This is a genomic window from Aquitalea sp. LB_tupeE, assembly GCF_013391415.1.
GTDB lineage: Bacteria > Pseudomonadota > Gammaproteobacteria > Burkholderiales > Chromobacteriaceae > Aquitalea.
On record NZ_JACAXB010000030.1, the window covers coordinates 1 to 14,875 of the forward strand.

Genomic DNA, 14,875 nt, shown 5'->3' on the forward strand with positions numbered 1-14,875 from the left:
AGTCACTGCAGGACATGCAAATGGGATGGCTGAGTTTTTTATCGATTATCCATAAAAATTCCTAAGAATTATCATGCAGTTTTTAGTTGCGCACTGTTTAGTCTTGCCTGAATTGAATCAGTCGCAGGGGTGACTGTCGGATGGCGCTGACGGTTGTTTATGCTGACCACTGTATCGACTGACTACGAGCCGGACACCTGCACTCTCGGTTTCACCAAGGCTCACAACCAAGCCGACTACAAAGTCAAAAGCCAATACATTGATATGAGCGTCAGCGATCAACCCAAAGGCTCTTTGATGAGCCAAGGTGTCAGTAGCTTGCCTGGAGCAGGATCACGGCTAGGCCGATTATATGCAATAGAAGTTCGGTCTACAGATGGCGTGCTTGCCGTAGCTGGCGGCGGGCCTGGGCCAGGTCCCAGGCGGTTTGCAGTGCCATCCAGAATTGCGCGTCCTGCCCGAACAAGCAGGCCAGCCGGATGGCGGTGTCCGGGCTGATGCCGCGTTTACCGGCAATCAGTTCGTTGAGTCGTCGTCGGGAGATGCCCAGTCGTCGTGCGGCATCGGTCTGGCTCATGCCGGATGGCGCAAGAAAGCGGCTATCCAGAAAGCGGCCGGGGTGCAGCGGGGTGCGGGCACTGACGAGCGGGATGGACATGGCGGTGTGCGGGATGGCGTTTAGGGGCTGCGTTGGTTTGCCGCCCGCGTGTGCTGGCGGCGGTTCGACACATGCCACGGTCTGGTCAGGGGAGTGAAAACGTCAGCAACAAGCCGCGCCGACACAGACAGTACGCTGAGTACGGCAAGGCAGCGCAACGCAGTCGCTGACGTTTTCCCGGTTTAGTCCTTGAACATGCGGAAACCGCTGATCATGGTCGACACCATGCTCTGCTTGGACATGATGTCCTCACGGATAGCGGCATACACGTGAATCATCACGAACAAAATGATGGACCACATGCCCAGCCGGTGCCAGTTGTGTACCGTCAGGCTGTTACCGCCAAAGGCGGAAATCACCCAACCAAAGCCTTGGTAAGCCCAGCTTTTGGTGCCCAGGCCCTCACCATACAGGGCAAAGCCGGTAAAGCACATGAAGACGGCCACCCACAGGAAGCTGGCCATGGCGATCTGTCCGACCGGGTTGTGGCCGATGTATTTCTTCGGGTAGCGCTCCAGAAACAGATACCAGCGCACTTCAAAGAAAAATTCCTTCCACCAGGCGCGGTCCCATACCGGTACCAGAATGATCTCGCGCGCATGGTGATTGCCCACCAGTGCCCAGTACAGCCGGCCGATCAGGCCGATGGCCAGAATGTAGCCGGCGGTGAAGTGGGCAAAGCGGATATAGCCCATGACGAAGTTGAAGGTGGCCTCGCCCGGTACCGAGGGCAGGGGCTTGCCAATCAGGTAGCCGGTAACGGACAAGGTGATGATGCATAGCACAGTCACCCAGTGCCACAGGCGTACCGGTGCTTCGTAGACATAAACCGACGTGACCTTGCGGCCCAGGCCCTGTGGGGCGTTGCCGTCGAAGCCATAGCTTTTCATGTTGAATCTCCTGTTTTCCCGCCGAACCGCCACGCTGCCGGCCATCCCGGGAGTGATGGGCACTCCGGCCAGCGTGGCGGACGATCAGGAAGTTCGCCAGCGCCGCCTGCGGGGGGAGCGGGGCGGGGCTGACTGGTCAATCGTCGTGCTGTCCACCGGGCAGGGGGTGCCGCCGGGAGGACGGGCGCGACGAACTCAACGTACTTTCACACTCACCAGCTCGCCGCCGTCCTCGCCAATCACATGGGTGGAGCAGGCAAGGCAGGGGTCGAAGCTGTGCAGGGTGCGCAGGATTTCCAGCGGCTGATCCGGCACCGCCATCTTGGTGCCCATCAGCGAGGCTTCATAAGCGCCGATCTGGCCCTTGGCGTCACGCGGACCGGCATTCCAGGTGGTGGGTACCACGCACTGGTAGCTGTCGATACGGGTGTCGGCAATCTTCAGCCAGTGACCCAGCGCGCCACGCGGTGCTTCGGTGAAGCCCACACCCTTGGCAGCGGCGGGCCAGCTGGCCGGGTCCCATTTCTCCACATTGGCGGTGGCGGTGTCGCCGTTCTTGATGTTGGTAATCAGGCGGTCGAAGAAGTAGCGCATCTTGTTGGCAGCCCAGGACGACTCCAGCGCACGGGCGGCGGTACGGCCCAGGGTGGAGAACAAGGCTTCCTTGGGTGCGCCCAGTGCATGCAGCAGCTTGTCCACCGGTTCCTTGAATTCCGGCTTGTTCTGGTGGTAGCCAATCAGGTAGCGCGCCAGCGGGCCCACTTCCATGGCGTGGCCCTTCCAGCGCGGCGACTTGATCCACGAATACTTGGCCGATTCGTCCAGCTGCTCGATGCGGGTCTTGGTTCCCTTGTGATTGGCACCCAGCTCGAATTTGGGCGCGGTAATGCCATCGAAGGGATGCAGGCCCTTGCTGTCGTCGCCATAGCTGTACCAGCTGTGGGTGACGAATTCCTGGATTTCATCCGGGGCGTACAGGTCGATCGGGTGAATTTCGTTGAACTTGCCGTTGATGATGGCGCCACGCGGCAGCAGCAGGCTGCTTTCGCTGTAGTCGTTGGCATGGTCGGGGAAGTCGCCGTAGGACATCACGCTCTGGCTGGCCAGGCCGCCGCCGATGGCCGCCCAGTCCTTGTAGAAGCCGCCGATGGCGATGACGTCCGGAATGTATACCTGTTCGCAGAAGGTGATGGTGCGGTCGATAATCTGCGACACCAGGTTCAGCCGTTCCATATTGATGGCACCGACTGCGCCTACATCGTCGATATTGATGGCGCAGGGCATGCCGCCCACCAGCCAGTTGGGGTGGGGGTTCTTGCCGCCAAAGATGGTGTGTATCTTGACGATTTCCTTCTGGAAATCCAGCGCTTCCAGATAGTGCGCCACCGCCATCAGGTTGGCTTCCGGCGGCAGTTTCATTGCCGGGTGACCCCAATAGCCATTGCGGAAGGGGCCCAGCTGGCCGGATTCGACAAAGCGCTTCAGCCGCGATTGCAGGTCACGGAAATAACCGGGGCTGGACATGGGCCAGTCGGAAATGCTTTGTGCCAGTTCGCTGGTTTTTTTCGGGTCGGCCTTGAGGGCGGACACCACGTCCACCCAGTCCAGCGCGTGCAGATGGTAGAAGTGCACCAGGTGGTCGTGCACATACAGCGCCGCCTGCATGATGTTGCGGATCAGGTTGGCGTTTTCGGGAATCTTGATCTTCAGCGCGTCTTCCACGGCGCGGACTGATGTGAGCGCGTGGGTGCCGGTGCACACACCGCAAATGCGCTCGACAAAGGCCCAGGCGTCACGCGGGTCGCGGCCTTTGAGGATGACTTCCAGGCCGCGCCACATGGTGCCGGTGGAGACGGCATTGGTGATGATGTTGTTGCTGTCGATGTTCACTTCGCAGCGCAGGTGGCCTTCGATACGGGTGACCGGGTCCACCACCACGCGGCGGCCGCTATTGTCCAGGGTAAAACCTTGGGTCTGGTAAGACATCAGACTTTCTCCTCGTTCTTGTCTTTATTCTGTGCGGATGTGGCGGGGTCCAGCGGCTGCAGGTCCTGCTTTTTCAGCATGGTGCTCTTGATGGCGCTGACCGCGGCATGGGCGGCAATGGCAGCCCCGGCGGTGCCGGCCACGGTAAAGCCGATCTTGTCGGCATTGGCTTCCACGCCGAATTGCGGAATGGAAGTGACGCGGTCGTAGAAGGAGCCCTTGTCCCAGAAGCCTTCTTCCGAGCAGCCGATGCAACCATGACCGGACTGGATGGGGAAGGACACGCCGTCGTTCCAGCGCACGGTGGAGCAGGCGTTGTAGGTAGTGGGGCCTTTGCAGCCCATCTTGTACAGGCAGTAGCCCTTGCGCGCGCCTTCGTCGTCCCAGCTCTCGACAAACTGACCGGCGTCAAAGTGCGGACGGCGATAGCATTTATCATGGATGCGCTGGCCGTAGAACATCTTGGGCCGGCCCTGGCGGTCCAGTTCCGGAATCTTGTCGAAGGTCACCATATAGGTAATCACGGCAGCCATGACTTCCGGAATCGGTGGGCAGCCCGGCACCTTGATCACCGGCTTGTCCAGAATCACCTGATGCACCGGCGTGGCGCGGGTGGGGTTGGGTTTGGCGGCCTGCACACAGCCCCAGCTGGCACAGGAACCCCAGGCGATCAGCGCTTTGGCATCGGCCGATACGCGTTTGAGCTTTTCCACGAAGGGTTCGCCACCGGGAAAGCAGTACATGCCGTCTTCGTTGAGCGGCGGGTTGCCTTCCACGGCAACGATGTAATTGCCTTTGTGGTTCTTGATCAGGTCATCCAGGATGGCTTCGGCCTGATGACCGGCAGCGGCCATGATGGTGTCGTCGTAATCCAGCGAGATCAGCGACAGGATGGCGTCTTTGGCCAGCGGGTGGGCCGAGCGGATGAAGGACTCGGTACAGCAGGTGCATTCCAGGCCGTGCAGCCAGATCACCGGCACACGCGGCTTGGTTTCCAGTGCATAGGCAATACGCGGGACAAAAGCCGAGCCCAGGCCCAGCGAGGTGGCGGTCAGGCTGCAGAACTTCAGGAAGCTGCGCCGGGTCACGCCCTGGCGACGCATGGCTTGATAGAAAGTCTCCATGTGGTTACGCTCCTCCATGCCATGCAAATGGCATTTGATGTGTTTTAATTGTTGTGCCGGATCTGCGTTGTTCGTGGTCTGTCCGGACAGGCTGGCGGTGTTGCAAGCTGTCAGTGGGTTTCAAATTCCGTGCCAGGCTCTGTGCTGTGCCAAGTCTTTTAAAATCAGCCAATTGCCATCGGCGCAAAGAAAAGTACTGCAAACTTTGTTTTCAGTTTTGCGGCAAAGTGGAAAATATCGAGTAGCCGGGCTACTGCAATTAAATGGCCAGATTCGTTTTATGGCGTTAAGTGAAAAATGTATAATGCCGCTGTAATGAACAGTAAATTGCTTACAGGTCTAGGATGATGTCTCCGCTGATGCAGCCCATAGAGCAAATCGCCTCCTCGGATATCCTCAGTTGCACGCCCGAGACGCCGGTGCATCAGGCTGCAGCCATGATGATGGAGAGTGGCTGTGGTTCCATCGTGGTATTCGATACGCCCGGGCACGCCCTGGGCATCTGGACCGAAACCGATGCCCTGTCTATCGACCTGGCTGACCCGGTGGCTCGCAGCCAGCCTATCAGCCTGGTGATGAGTACGCCGGTGGTGACACTGTCTCATCAGATGAGTGTGCATGATGCGGTGGGGCGCTTTCGCAGCAATGGTATTCGCCACGCGCTGGTGGAAAAACATGGTGACATTGTCGGCCTGGTTTCCCTGTCCGACGTGGTGTTGTGTCAGGGTACAGAGGCTTTTCTGGGCTTGAAGCGGCTGGATGGCATTCTGGCGCCGCCAGCTGCCATCCTGCAGGCGGATGACAGCCTGACCGCAGCCCTGAGCTGCATGCGTGAACAGCAGCTGACTGCCCTTGGCGTGCAGTTTCCTGATGGCAGCTACGGCATTCTCACCCAGCGGGATGTGGTGGGCCTGGTGGCCAGCGGCAAGGTGAATGCGAACCTCGGGCAGATTTGCACCCGGCCGGTGATTGGCGTGTCGGTCAGCACCAGCCTGTTGCAGGCACGGCGTGTCATCCTGCAACACCAGATCCGCCACTTGGCGGTATTCGATACCGAGCAGCGTCTGGTTCACATCGTCGGTTTCCGCGAAATCATCCAGAGCATCGAGCACGAGTTCCTGCTGGAGCTGCATGGCGCGCTGCGCGAGCGTGATGAGGCCTTGGTGCAATCCCGCCAAAGCCTGCTGCTGGCGGACAAGGTGTTTGAAGCCACCATGGAAGGCATTGTCATCACTGATGGCAGCGGCATCATCCAGTCAGTCAACCCGGCTTTTACCCGCATTACCGGTTATGCGCGCGAGGAGGCCATCGGCAAGACGCCGGCCTTGCTCAAGTCCGGCAAGCAATCGCCGGAATTCTACGAATACCTGTGGCGCTGCCTGCGACATGATGGCTCCTGGCAGGGCGAGGTGGTGAACCGCCGCAAGAACGGCCTGCTGTATACCGAGCATCTGAGCATTACCGCCATCCGTGACGATCGTGGCGAATGCCTGCATTACGTGGCCGTGTTTTCCGACATTACCCAGCGCAAGCAGGCTGAAGAGCGCCTGCACTTCCTGGCCAATCATGATGCGCTGACCGGCCTGCCCAACCGCACCCTGTTCATCGAGAAACTGCAATCGGCGGTGGAGCAGGCGCGGCAGTTCGATCGCCGTTTTGCCTTGCTGTTCATCGACCTGGACCGCTTCAAGATGGTGAACGACACCCTGGGCCATCATGCCGGGGACGAATTACTGGTGCGCATTGCCAGCGAGCTGCAACGCATCGTGCCCAATCTGTCCACCGTGGCCAGATTGTCCGGCGACGAATTCACCGTGCTGCTGGAAAACATTGTCACCGTGCAGCAGGTGGCCAGTCGGGCGCAGAGCATTCTGGATGCCATCTCGGCCGAATCCACCGTGGCCGGGCAGGGCGTGTTCATTTCGGCCAGTATCGGCATCAGCATGTTCCCGGAAGACGGTGCCATGGCCGATGCCTTGCTGGTGAATGCCGACACCGCCATGTACCGCGCCAAGGAGCGCGGCAAGAACAATTTCCAGTTTTACACCGCCGACATGAATGCCCGGGCGATAGAGCGGCTGAAAATGGAGTACAGCCTGCACCGTGCGCTGGCGCAGGACGAGCTGGAAGTGTGGTATCAGCCCAAGGTGGAACTGTCGTCAGGCCGCATCATCGGTGGCGAAGCCTTGCTGCGCTGGCAGCATCCGGACATGGGGCTGATTTCCCCGGCGCAGTTCATTCCCATTGCCGAGGAAAGTTCGCTGATTACCAGCATCGGTGAATGGGTGCTGGATAACAGCTGTGCGTCTACCCGCCGCTGGCGTGATGCCGGGCTGTTGCAGGGGCGTATTGCGGTGAATGTATCTGGTCGGCAGCTGAAGTATTCCAGCATTGTCGATACCGTGGCCCAGGCACTGGAACGCCATGGCCTGCCCAGCAGCGCGCTGGAGCTGGAAATCACCGAAAGCGTGGCCATGGATGAAGACAGCGGCATGGTGGAGGTATTGCACCGCCTGCAGGCGCTGGGCATTTACCTGTCGATTGACGACTTCGGCACCGGCTATTCCAGCCTGTCCTACCTCAAGCGCCTGCCGGTTCGCGGTTTGAAGATTGATCAGAGCTTCATCATGGACCTGCATCAGGACCGGGACGATGCCGCCATCACCCAGGCCATCATTTCCATTGCCCGCAGCCTGGGGCTGGACCTGGTGGCCGAAGGGGTGGAGCTGGATGAGCAGCGTCACTTCCTGGTGGAGCAGGGCTGTGATTGCGGGCAGGGTTATCTGTTCAGCAAGCCGGTGCCTGCCGCTGTGTTTGAAAGCCTGCTGCGCGCACAGCAGGGCTAAACACCCTCGCTGGCCGGGCTGGCATGACGGCAGTGGCTGCGATATGCTGCTCGAATGTCTCGTTCAGCAGCCACGCCTTCTTCTGACTCCAGCCTCGCACAGCCCTTGTTCTGGCGTGACCCGGCCTTGCCTTTCCTGGAAATCCGTACCGTACAGGACGGTCGGCAGGTGTGTTACGCCCGTCACTCGCACGAGCATTTTTCCATTGGTGCCATCACCGGCGGTGTCAGCCACTATCTGAGTCTGCAAGACCGCTATCAGGTGGCACATGGCAGCGTGGTGCTGATGAATCCGGGTGAGGTGCATGCCTGCAATCCGATTGCCAATCAGGCGTGGTCCTACCACATGCTGTATGTGGATACCGCCTGGCTTGCTCAGCTGCAAGTCGAACTCGGGCTGAGTGCCAATCAGGATTTCCACTGTTTTTCTCCGCGTTTGAGCGAAGATGCACGCCTGTTTGGCCAGCTACAGCAACTGGTGGCGACGTGCCGGGCAACGGATATGGCCCTGCTTGGCAAGCAGGAGGCGGCTACGAGCTTCTTCGCTCAGTTGCACAGCCGCTTGCAAACAGTGACGCCGGACAGCACAGCGCAGCATAAGCGGCTGCAACGGGTGGCTGAGTTCATTGACGATCAATACGTGTCAGACCTGCGGCTGGAAGACATCTGCGCCGCGTCCTCCTTGTCTGCTTCTTATCTGATACGCGCCTTCCGCCAGCGTTATCACATGACGCCGCATGAATATCTGCTGGACCGGCGCATCCGGCGCGGCAAGACACTGCTGCGCAGTGGCCAGTCCATCGCCCAGGTCGCGCAGACCCTGGGCTTTGCCGACCAGGCCCACTTCCAGCGCACCTTCAAGCGGCTGGTGGCGGCTACGCCCGGTCAGTACTGTCGCAGCAGCGGCTGAATCACTCCAGTAGCAAGTAGAGCGCGCTGCCAGCCAGCAGCAAGGCCAGCAGCCGGTTGAACAGCCGCATACGTGGCGGGTGGCGCAGCAGACCTTGCAGGCGAGCACCCGCCCAGGCCCAGCAGGCAATCGACAGGTAGCAGATGACAAAGTAAATGGCGGTGAACTGCCAGATCAGCTGCGGCTCGCCATGACTGGCAAACGCCCCCATGCCAGCCAGAGAGGCCAGCCAGGCCTTGGGGTTCAGCCATTGCATCAGTGCGCCATGCCGGAAGGAGGGGCGTTGGCGCGTTGCGCCGAGTTCCCCGTTATCGCTGGCCAGTTGCCAGGCAAGGTAGAGCAGAAATGCCACGCCGGCATACTGGATCAGCCGGGCAGCGGCAGGCAGCCCGTCCAGCAGTTCGGCAAGGCCCAGCCCGGTCAGCAGGAACAGGGCGGTAAAGCCGATGGTGGCACCGCTGACATGGCGCAGGCTGGGGACAAAACCATGGCTGACGCCACAGCCGAATGCCACGATATTCACCGGGCCAGGGGAGATGGAGGCGGCCAGCGCAAAGGCGGCCATGGAGAGCAGGACTTGCATGTCTATCCTCGACGGGTGGGAAGAGTGGTCGAAGATAGGCCGCCCGGCCTGGACGGTATTGAACAAAATCACCCATTTGTACGGTGGGCTTGCCACTTGCCACACCCTCCGCGACCGGGATGGTGAGCAGAAGGATGCCATTCCGCTAGGCCATGGAAAGCATGATGGCGCAGATGGCCAGTATCCAGCACAAGGCTGTTGTCATGAAGAAGCGGATCAACAAGCGTCGCATGCCTTGTTGTCTTTGCGCAAAGTCACGTCGTGCTGCGGCTTTGCCAAACAAGCCCTTAATGGTGTCATCCAGCACTGTCAGTGAAGGGGAATTTTCGAGTGCTGCCAGTAGCGCAGCATCCAATTGCAAGCGCCAGCAGAACCAGCTTTGCAACAGCATGGCCAGAGCGGAAGCGGTTTGTAGCTGCCATTCTCCAGCATGAAGACTGGCCAGCAGTAGCAGGCAGGGGCCCGGCCAGAGCAGCCAGCGGGTGCTGCGTAAGGCCGCGGCATGCAGGCGGAGGGTTGCTGTCTCAGGCATCATGACCGGCTCCCACGGTGCAACAACTATCGATCCAGCGCCATTGCTGCGGTGACAGCACAATCTTGCGGCCCCGGGCCTGCAAGATTTCTTTGGCCTGCGCCAGATCGCTACAACGTCCCGTCATCACCAGCCAGACCATGATCACGGCCGCACTGCGGCTCATACCCAGTGCGCAATGGACAAGGACCGGGCCTGGGTGAGAATGCCGCAAGGTTTCCAACTGTGCGACTGCATGGTGCATCCCGGCTCGATCGGGCAGGACTAAATCCAGCAGCGGCAAGTCCACATAGTGCGCTGCCGGATGTGCCTGACGGCAGTATTCCGCCGCCAGATCCAGCACGCTGCGAAAGCATGTTTCACGGGCAGCAATAGCTGGCCCTATCCAGACATCGTCTGTAATCAAACTGGCATGTGAATGTCCTCGTAACAGCCGGGTATGTATCTGCCGCATGAACAGCGTCAATGGCAGAAACAGGCAGCGTGCGGGCAGCCTGTGCCGGCCGGCGACTTTTTGCCATACCCTGGCATCATGGCAGCCATAGCCGACTGCCAGCACGATCAGGCTCAGTGCCGGCCAAAGCAGCAGCCAGTACCAGCCGCCAAGCCAAATGGCGGCCAGAGTCAGCGCCAGCCCGCCCAGTGCATAACGCCTGCTCAACTGCCGGCGGTGTGTTTGTTCGATATCAGCCACCCGGCTATAAGGCGGCAGTGGCATGGGGAGCAGATAGCATACTGCGATGCCCAGGGCGAAACCGGTGGGGATGTCGAGAAAGTGATGCTGCCAGGTGGTCAGTACCGATATGCCGATCAGTGTGAACCAGCCATGCAACAGCCAGCGCCAACGCTGCGGCGTGTGCACTGCATAGCGTAGCCACAACACCGTCAGCAGGCTGATATGCAGCGAAGGTGCCTGATTGAAGGGCTTGTCAAAGCCAGCCAGCAGGGTGAATAACTGGCCAGCCCATCCGTCCAGCGGCGGGCGCTCAAAGCCAAAGCGCAGAGGAAACAGCGCAAACAGCAGGCAGGAGAGCACGGTGACGCTCAACAGCCGCAACGCATGTCGACGCAACTCCTCCCGGCTGGTGCAAATGAACAGTGAGAGGCCGTAGAGCAGGTCGATGCTCCAGTAGGGCAGGATGGTCCACGGCCACAGCGGGATGCGCCGCTCCCAGTCCATGGCGATATTGCCGACTGCCGATGGCGGCAGACTGGCGGCGTAGTGATTGGCCGCCCCGTACAGCAAGAAGAAAGCAGGGCCCAGCAGCGCCAGCCACAGCAGGGCTTCGGGCCACAAGCGACGGTGGGCTGGCTGGCTCATGCCGTGGCTTGTTCCTGCACGGTTTGCCTCTGCTGCGGTGTGGCTGGCAGGCGGCGAGCAATGGCCACGCTGAAAATGCCCCATTCGTCGATGCGCTGGCAGATTTTCTCGAAACCCGCCGCGGCAACCAGTTGATCCATTTCTTCTTGGGTGCGGCGTCGCATCACCCAGTCGCTGCCGCCGCGATGGCTGGTGAGCGTGCGGGCAATCATCTCCAGTTGGGGGTGCCAGGGTTGATTGGTGTAGACGAGATAGCCGCCCGCCGGCACGGCGGCGGCCAGACCAGCCAGCGAGTTGCGAATGCCTGCGTTGCCGGGAAACAGTTCATACAAGCCGGAGACAATGGCCAGCGTGGGGCGTGGCTCTAGCGCGGCGAGATCGGCCCCGTCGAAGGCATCGCCCTGATCGAAACGCGCTTTGCCTTGCAAGCCGCGTTGCTCAATCAGCTTGCGTCCGGCGGTGACGTTGATGTCGCTGTAGTCGCGCAGTTGCAAGTGTTCGACGCGGTCGGCGTTGTGGGAGAGTGCATCCAGCACGTAGCGGCCATGGCCGGCGGCGATGTCCACCAGCCGTACCGGCATGCCGGTTTGCTCCAGTTGCGCGACGGCCAGTGAGATGAGCTCCTGCAGGTGTAGTTTGCGCTGCCGGATGCCGCGCCAGCCTATGCTGTCCAGATAGGCGCGGTCGCCCAGCCGGCCTAGCGGCGTGATGCCGGAGGCTTGGTTACGGTAAACGTAGTCCAGCATGCTGCCGGAATCGAAACCGGTTTGCCAGCCTAGCCGGATACCGTCTGACAACCGGCCCAGCGTGGCCAGCGTCAGGCGGGTGAGGGCGAAATTCCAGCGTTTGGGCGACAGGGCGGGCAGCGGCTGTTGCAGGCGATTGAACTCCTTGGCGGTGTAGCCGTGCTGGTCGGCTGCCAGCAGCGAGGGTCTGGCTACGATGGCTTCCACGCGTTGGATGAAGGCGCGAATCTTGTCGAAGGCCAGTGCGCGGTCGCGCTCGCCCAGTGTGTCGTGATAGAACCCCGGTAGCTCATGGCGCTCTTTGCATTCGCTGCCCAGATTCTGGAAAAAGGTTTCCTGCGGTGCCTTGTGTACCACGAAATCCGCGCCTGAGATCAGCAACTGCGTCGGCACAGTAATGGCACCGGCGTCGGCAATAACGCGCTTGGCGGTGTCGTAAAGGGCTAGCAGGATGTTGGCCGAAATGGGCCGGGTGATCAGCGGGTCGCTGTTGTAGGATGCGATGCGTTCTGCATCGTGGCTCAGGAACTTGGCCTTGACATAGGAGTTGACGAAGAAATTGCCGCGCAGCTTGTGCATCAGGCGCAGGCTGGGGCGAGCGAAAGGCACGTACAGCTTCACCTTGAAGGCCGGCGAAGCCAGGATCAGCGCACGCAGGCGTGGCGCGTAATCATGCACCCAGCTCGCCGCCACTACCGCGCCCACGCTTTGCGCAATGACTACCAGTTGGTCAATCCGTACGCCGTGCACCGCTTGCAGATGACGGACAAACTCTTCCAGATCACGAATCGTGGTACCGATGCTGGGACTGAAGCCACGCGGTCCGTCGTTGCGGCCGTGGCCGCGTGCATCCCAGGCAAATACAGGTGTATCTGCTAGGTCAAGTTCGTCCACCACATGTTGTAACCGACCGGAGTGTTCGTGGCCGCGATGTAGTAGCAGGATGGCGCGCTGAGCCGGCGCGGTGATGGCCGGCCAGTGGCGATAGAACAGTGATTGTCCATCGAAACTGGTGAAGCTGGATTCCAGGGATTGTCGCATGGCAGAGACCTTTCAGTTTTCTTGTTAGTGGCTGTCTGGGCCAGGTTCGGCGGGCAGGGTTTTCTGTTTCAACTGCAGAAAAGTGTCGCGAATGTGTGCCCGGAAGCTGTCTTTGTTCTCTTGCCAGCACAGGGAGCGTCCTATGGCGACATCGACAAAGAACGGGACTGGCAGCCACTGACCACGGCCCATCGCCCGGCCCAGGCCGTGCAGGTACACCGGCGCGACCGGGATGTCGGGAAAATCACGTAGCAGGTACCAGATGCCGGATTTGATTTCAGACAGCGCTTCTGGCTCACCACGCGTCCCTTCGGGAAACAGCACCAGAATTTCGCCCGCTTCCAGTGCCTGCCGGCAGCCGGCCAGTGGGTCCCGGCCAGCACCAGCGCCGCCGCGCACCACCGGGATGATGCCCACCACATTGGTGGCGAACCAAGCCATCCAGCTGTTTTTCAGAAAGTAATCTGCGGCAGCGGCAGGGCGCACGCGCGGTATCAGCCCCAAGGGAAACAGGCTGTAGAGCGCCAGAATGTCCAGGTGGCTGTTATGGTTGGCAATGACGATGGCAGGGCCGGCGGTGGGCAGCCGTTCCTGATGCCGTACCGTCATCCCTAGCCACAGGCGCACCACTGGGCGTGCCAGCAGCATGACAAAGAGAATACGCAGCAGCTTGTTCATAAGGCGCTTAGAAGTACAGGTAGTGCACGTAGTGGAAAAACAGCGGTGCGGTATAAGTGAGCGAGTCCAGGCGGTCCAGAATGCCGCCGTGGCCCGGTAGCAGACGACCGGAATCCTTGACGCCGATGTCACGCTTTACCGCTGAAATCACGATGTCACCGATAAAACCCATGGAGCCGATCAGCAAACCTGCCAGTGCGGCATGCTGCGGGCTGAACGGTGTGAGCAAGGGGCCGAGCAGCCAGCCGAGCAGGCCGGTGGTCAGTACGCCGCCAAGCAGTCCTGCCAGGGTCTTGTTGGGCGATACCTTGGGGGCAATCTTGCGTTTGCCAAAGGACTTGCCCCACAGGTATTGCGCCACATCGTTCAACTGAGTCAGTGCCACCAGGTAAAACAGCATCATCGCCCCCTGCGCCGGTACGCCGATGCCGGTCAGTTGCGGCAGGGTCAGCACCGCCGCCATGTGGCTCAGACAGAACACGCTGATCATCAGGCCCCATTGCAGCGAGGCCGCCGCTTTAAGAAAACCCTGGGTCTCGCCAATCAGCACCATGCGCATGGGAACAAACAGGAAGATGTAAACCGGGATGAAAATGATGAACATGCCGTACCAGTGAATGCCCAGCCAGTAGTACTGCAGCGGAATGCTCAGGTAGGCCCAAAACAGCACCACGTGGTCTGCGGTGCGCGTGGCGCACAGCGTCAGGTATTCCTTGAGCGCCAGGAAGCTGATCAGCGCAAATACCACTAGCGCCAGCGGGATGCTGCCCAGCAGGGTGAGTGAGAAGCAGCCGACAATCCACCACCAGGTCTTGATCCGCAGTTTCAGTTCCAGCCAGTTTTTTTCCGGCTTGCGCGCTTCCAGCACACGGATAGCAACACTGGCCAGCACCAGCAGGACAAATACACCGCCCAGCGCCCACAGGAGCGGTGGCGGCAACAACAACTTAAACATGGCAGCTTTCTTTCAGAATGGCGCAGGTGCGGTTGAATACAGTCAGCAACACCAGGAGTGCGGTGAGGCCAAACAGCCAGTCAGCGTATGCGGCGGCGGTTGGCACCAAGCCCACCAGCAGTGCGAAGGCACCATGCCAGAAGGCGCGATCACTCTTGCCCATCGGCCCGTCGTAACGGCGTGTCGCGCCAAGCGCGGGCCCGAGTACGCCGACGAATTCGGTCAGCAGCGCCAGCAGTACGGCCAGCACGACCAGCACGGGATGAGTGCCCAGCACGGCAAAGGGAAGATAGAGTGCGGCGTCGGAGACTACATCGCCCACTTCGTTAAGAATGCCGCCAAGACGTGATTGCTGGCCAAATTCACGCGCCAGCATGCCGTCGATGGCGTTCAGTGCCATGCGCAGGAACAGAAACAAGGGCAGCAGCAGCCATACCAGTGGCCGGGAGGAGTCCAGCCATAGCCAGAGGCCGTAGGTGATGGAGCCCAGCATGGCACTCAGTGTGACCTGATTGGCAGTGACGCCGCCACGGACCAGGGATTTCAACAGCGGGCGCAGCAAGTTTTGAAAGCGGGATTTGAGATCGTAAATACTTGGCATGGAAA

General features: G+C 60.3%; 14 protein-coding genes. 3 read left to right on the forward strand and 11 right to left on the reverse strand.

Features of this window, described 5'->3' with window-relative positions; genetic code table 11:
* Positions 1-370: 370 nt before the first annotated feature.
* From HWX34_RS14970 to HWX34_RS14985, 4 genes are all read right to left on the reverse strand, one after another.
* The gene (locus tag HWX34_RS14970; RefSeq protein ID WP_178972991.1) at positions 371-658 is read right to left on the reverse strand and encodes a HigA family addiction module antitoxin; all 288 of its coding nucleotides are present in this window, start codon (positions 656-658) and stop codon (positions 371-373) included.
* Between the two features lie 182 nt (positions 659-840).
* Positions 841-1,548, reverse strand: a complete 708-nt coding sequence (gene cybH, locus HWX34_RS14975) for a Ni/Fe-hydrogenase, b-type cytochrome subunit (protein WP_178972992.1) — start codon at positions 1,546-1,548, stop codon at positions 841-843.
* 195 nt (positions 1,549-1,743) lie between these two features.
* Positions 1,744-3,534, reverse strand: a complete 1,791-nt coding sequence (locus HWX34_RS14980; RefSeq protein ID WP_178972993.1) for a nickel-dependent hydrogenase large subunit — start codon at positions 3,532-3,534, stop codon at positions 1,744-1,746.
* A complete protein-coding gene (locus tag HWX34_RS14985; protein WP_178972994.1) occupies positions 3,534-4,658 on the reverse strand; it encodes a hydrogenase small subunit in 1,125 nt (374 codons plus the stop codon). Before HWX34_RS14985 ends, HWX34_RS14980 begins: the two co-directional genes overlap by 1 nt.
* Here HWX34_RS14985 and HWX34_RS14990 point away from each other — a divergent pair.
* From HWX34_RS14990 to HWX34_RS15000, 3 genes are read left to right on the forward strand one after another with little or no spacing between them, the layout of a single operon-like run.
* A complete protein-coding gene (locus HWX34_RS14990) occupies positions 4,657-4,974 on the forward strand; it encodes a hypothetical protein (RefSeq protein ID WP_178972995.1) in 318 nt (105 codons plus the stop codon). The genes HWX34_RS14985 and HWX34_RS14990 overlap by 2 nt on opposite strands.
* A gap of 28 nt (positions 4,975-5,002) precedes the next feature.
* The gene (locus tag HWX34_RS14995; RefSeq protein WP_255496978.1) at positions 5,003-7,504 is read left to right on the forward strand and encodes an EAL domain-containing protein; all 2,502 of its coding nucleotides are present in this window, start codon (positions 5,003-5,005) and stop codon (positions 7,502-7,504) included.
* Positions 7,505-7,558: 54 nt separating this feature from the next.
* Positions 7,559-8,413, forward strand: coding sequence for an AraC family transcriptional regulator (locus tag HWX34_RS15000; protein ID WP_178972996.1), 855 nt, complete (start codon positions 7,559-7,561; stop codon positions 8,411-8,413).
* Between the two features lies 1 nt (position 8,414).
* Here HWX34_RS15000 and HWX34_RS15005 read toward each other — a convergent pair whose 3' ends face one another.
* From HWX34_RS15005 to HWX34_RS15035, 7 genes are read right to left on the reverse strand one after another with little or no spacing between them, the layout of a single operon-like run.
* Complete coding sequence (locus tag HWX34_RS15005; RefSeq protein WP_370459758.1) at positions 8,415-9,092, reverse strand: LysE family translocator; 678 nt, start codon at positions 9,090-9,092, stop codon at positions 8,415-8,417.
* A gap of 49 nt (positions 9,093-9,141) precedes the next feature.
* Entirely contained in the window at positions 9,142-9,531 is a 390-nt protein-coding gene (locus HWX34_RS15010) for a hypothetical protein (RefSeq protein WP_178972997.1), read from the reverse strand.
* Entirely contained in the window at positions 9,521-10,849 is a 1,329-nt protein-coding gene (locus tag HWX34_RS15015; protein ID WP_178972998.1) for a phosphatase PAP2/dual specificity phosphatase family protein, read from the reverse strand. Before HWX34_RS15015 ends, HWX34_RS15010 begins: the two co-directional genes overlap by 11 nt.
* A complete protein-coding gene (locus HWX34_RS15020; protein ID WP_178972999.1) occupies positions 10,846-12,636 on the reverse strand; it encodes a bifunctional alpha/beta hydrolase/class I SAM-dependent methyltransferase in 1,791 nt (596 codons plus the stop codon). The genes HWX34_RS15015 and HWX34_RS15020 overlap by 4 nt, the downstream gene beginning before the upstream one ends.
* A gap of 24 nt (positions 12,637-12,660) precedes the next feature.
* Positions 12,661-13,314, reverse strand: coding sequence for a 1-acyl-sn-glycerol-3-phosphate acyltransferase (locus HWX34_RS15025; protein WP_178973000.1), 654 nt, complete (start codon positions 13,312-13,314; stop codon positions 12,661-12,663).
* Between the two features lie 7 nt (positions 13,315-13,321).
* Positions 13,322-14,269, reverse strand: coding sequence for a phosphatidate cytidylyltransferase (locus tag HWX34_RS15030; RefSeq protein WP_178973001.1), 948 nt, complete (start codon positions 14,267-14,269; stop codon positions 13,322-13,324).
* Positions 14,262-14,870 (reverse strand): CDP-alcohol phosphatidyltransferase family protein, encoded by a 609-nt coding sequence (locus tag HWX34_RS15035; RefSeq protein WP_178973002.1) that lies wholly within the window; start codon positions 14,868-14,870, stop codon positions 14,262-14,264. The genes HWX34_RS15030 and HWX34_RS15035 overlap by 8 nt, the downstream gene beginning before the upstream one ends.
* Positions 14,871-14,875 lie beyond the last annotated feature (5 nt).

What these genes read in the sequence shown, in the direction of transcription:
- HWX34_RS15035 (WP_178973002.1), bottom strand. Translation starts at nt 14,870, where the DNA reads ATGCCAAGTATTTACGATCTCAAATCCCGCTTTCAAAACTTGCTGCGC.
- HWX34_RS14985 (WP_178972994.1), bottom strand. Translation starts at nt 4,658, where the DNA reads ATGGAGACTTTCTATCAAGCCATGCGTCGCCAGGGCGTGACCCGGCGC.
- HWX34_RS15025 (WP_178973000.1), bottom strand. Translation starts at nt 13,314, where the DNA reads ATGAACAAGCTGCTGCGTATTCTCTTTGTCATGCTGCTGGCACGCCCA.
- HWX34_RS14980 (WP_178972993.1), bottom strand. Translation starts at nt 3,534, where the DNA reads ATGTCTTACCAGACCCAAGGTTTTACCCTGGACAATAGCGGCCGCCGC.
- HWX34_RS15000 (WP_178972996.1), top strand. Translation starts at nt 7,559, where the DNA reads ATGTCTCGTTCAGCAGCCACGCCTTCTTCTGACTCCAGCCTCGCACAG.
- HWX34_RS14970 (WP_178972991.1), bottom strand. Translation starts at nt 658, where the DNA reads ATGTCCATCCCGCTCGTCAGTGCCCGCACCCCGCTGCACCCCGGCCGC.
- HWX34_RS15015 (WP_178972998.1), bottom strand. Translation starts at nt 10,849, where the DNA reads ATGAGCCAGCCAGCCCACCGTCGCTTGTGGCCCGAAGCCCTGCTGTGG.
- HWX34_RS15020 (WP_178972999.1), bottom strand. Translation starts at nt 12,636, where the DNA reads ATGCGACAATCCCTGGAATCCAGCTTCACCAGTTTCGATGGACAATCA.
- HWX34_RS14990 (WP_178972995.1), top strand. Translation starts at nt 4,657, where the DNA reads ATGTGGTTACGCTCCTCCATGCCATGCAAATGGCATTTGATGTGTTTT.
- HWX34_RS14995 (WP_255496978.1), top strand. Translation starts at nt 5,003, where the DNA reads ATGATGTCTCCGCTGATGCAGCCCATAGAGCAAATCGCCTCCTCGGAT.
- HWX34_RS15030 (WP_178973001.1), bottom strand. Translation starts at nt 14,269, where the DNA reads ATGTTTAAGTTGTTGTTGCCGCCACCGCTCCTGTGGGCGCTGGGCGGT.
- HWX34_RS15010 (WP_178972997.1), bottom strand. Translation starts at nt 9,531, where the DNA reads ATGATGCCTGAGACAGCAACCCTCCGCCTGCATGCCGCGGCCTTACGC.
- cybH (WP_178972992.1), bottom strand. Translation starts at nt 1,548, where the DNA reads ATGAAAAGCTATGGCTTCGACGGCAACGCCCCACAGGGCCTGGGCCGC.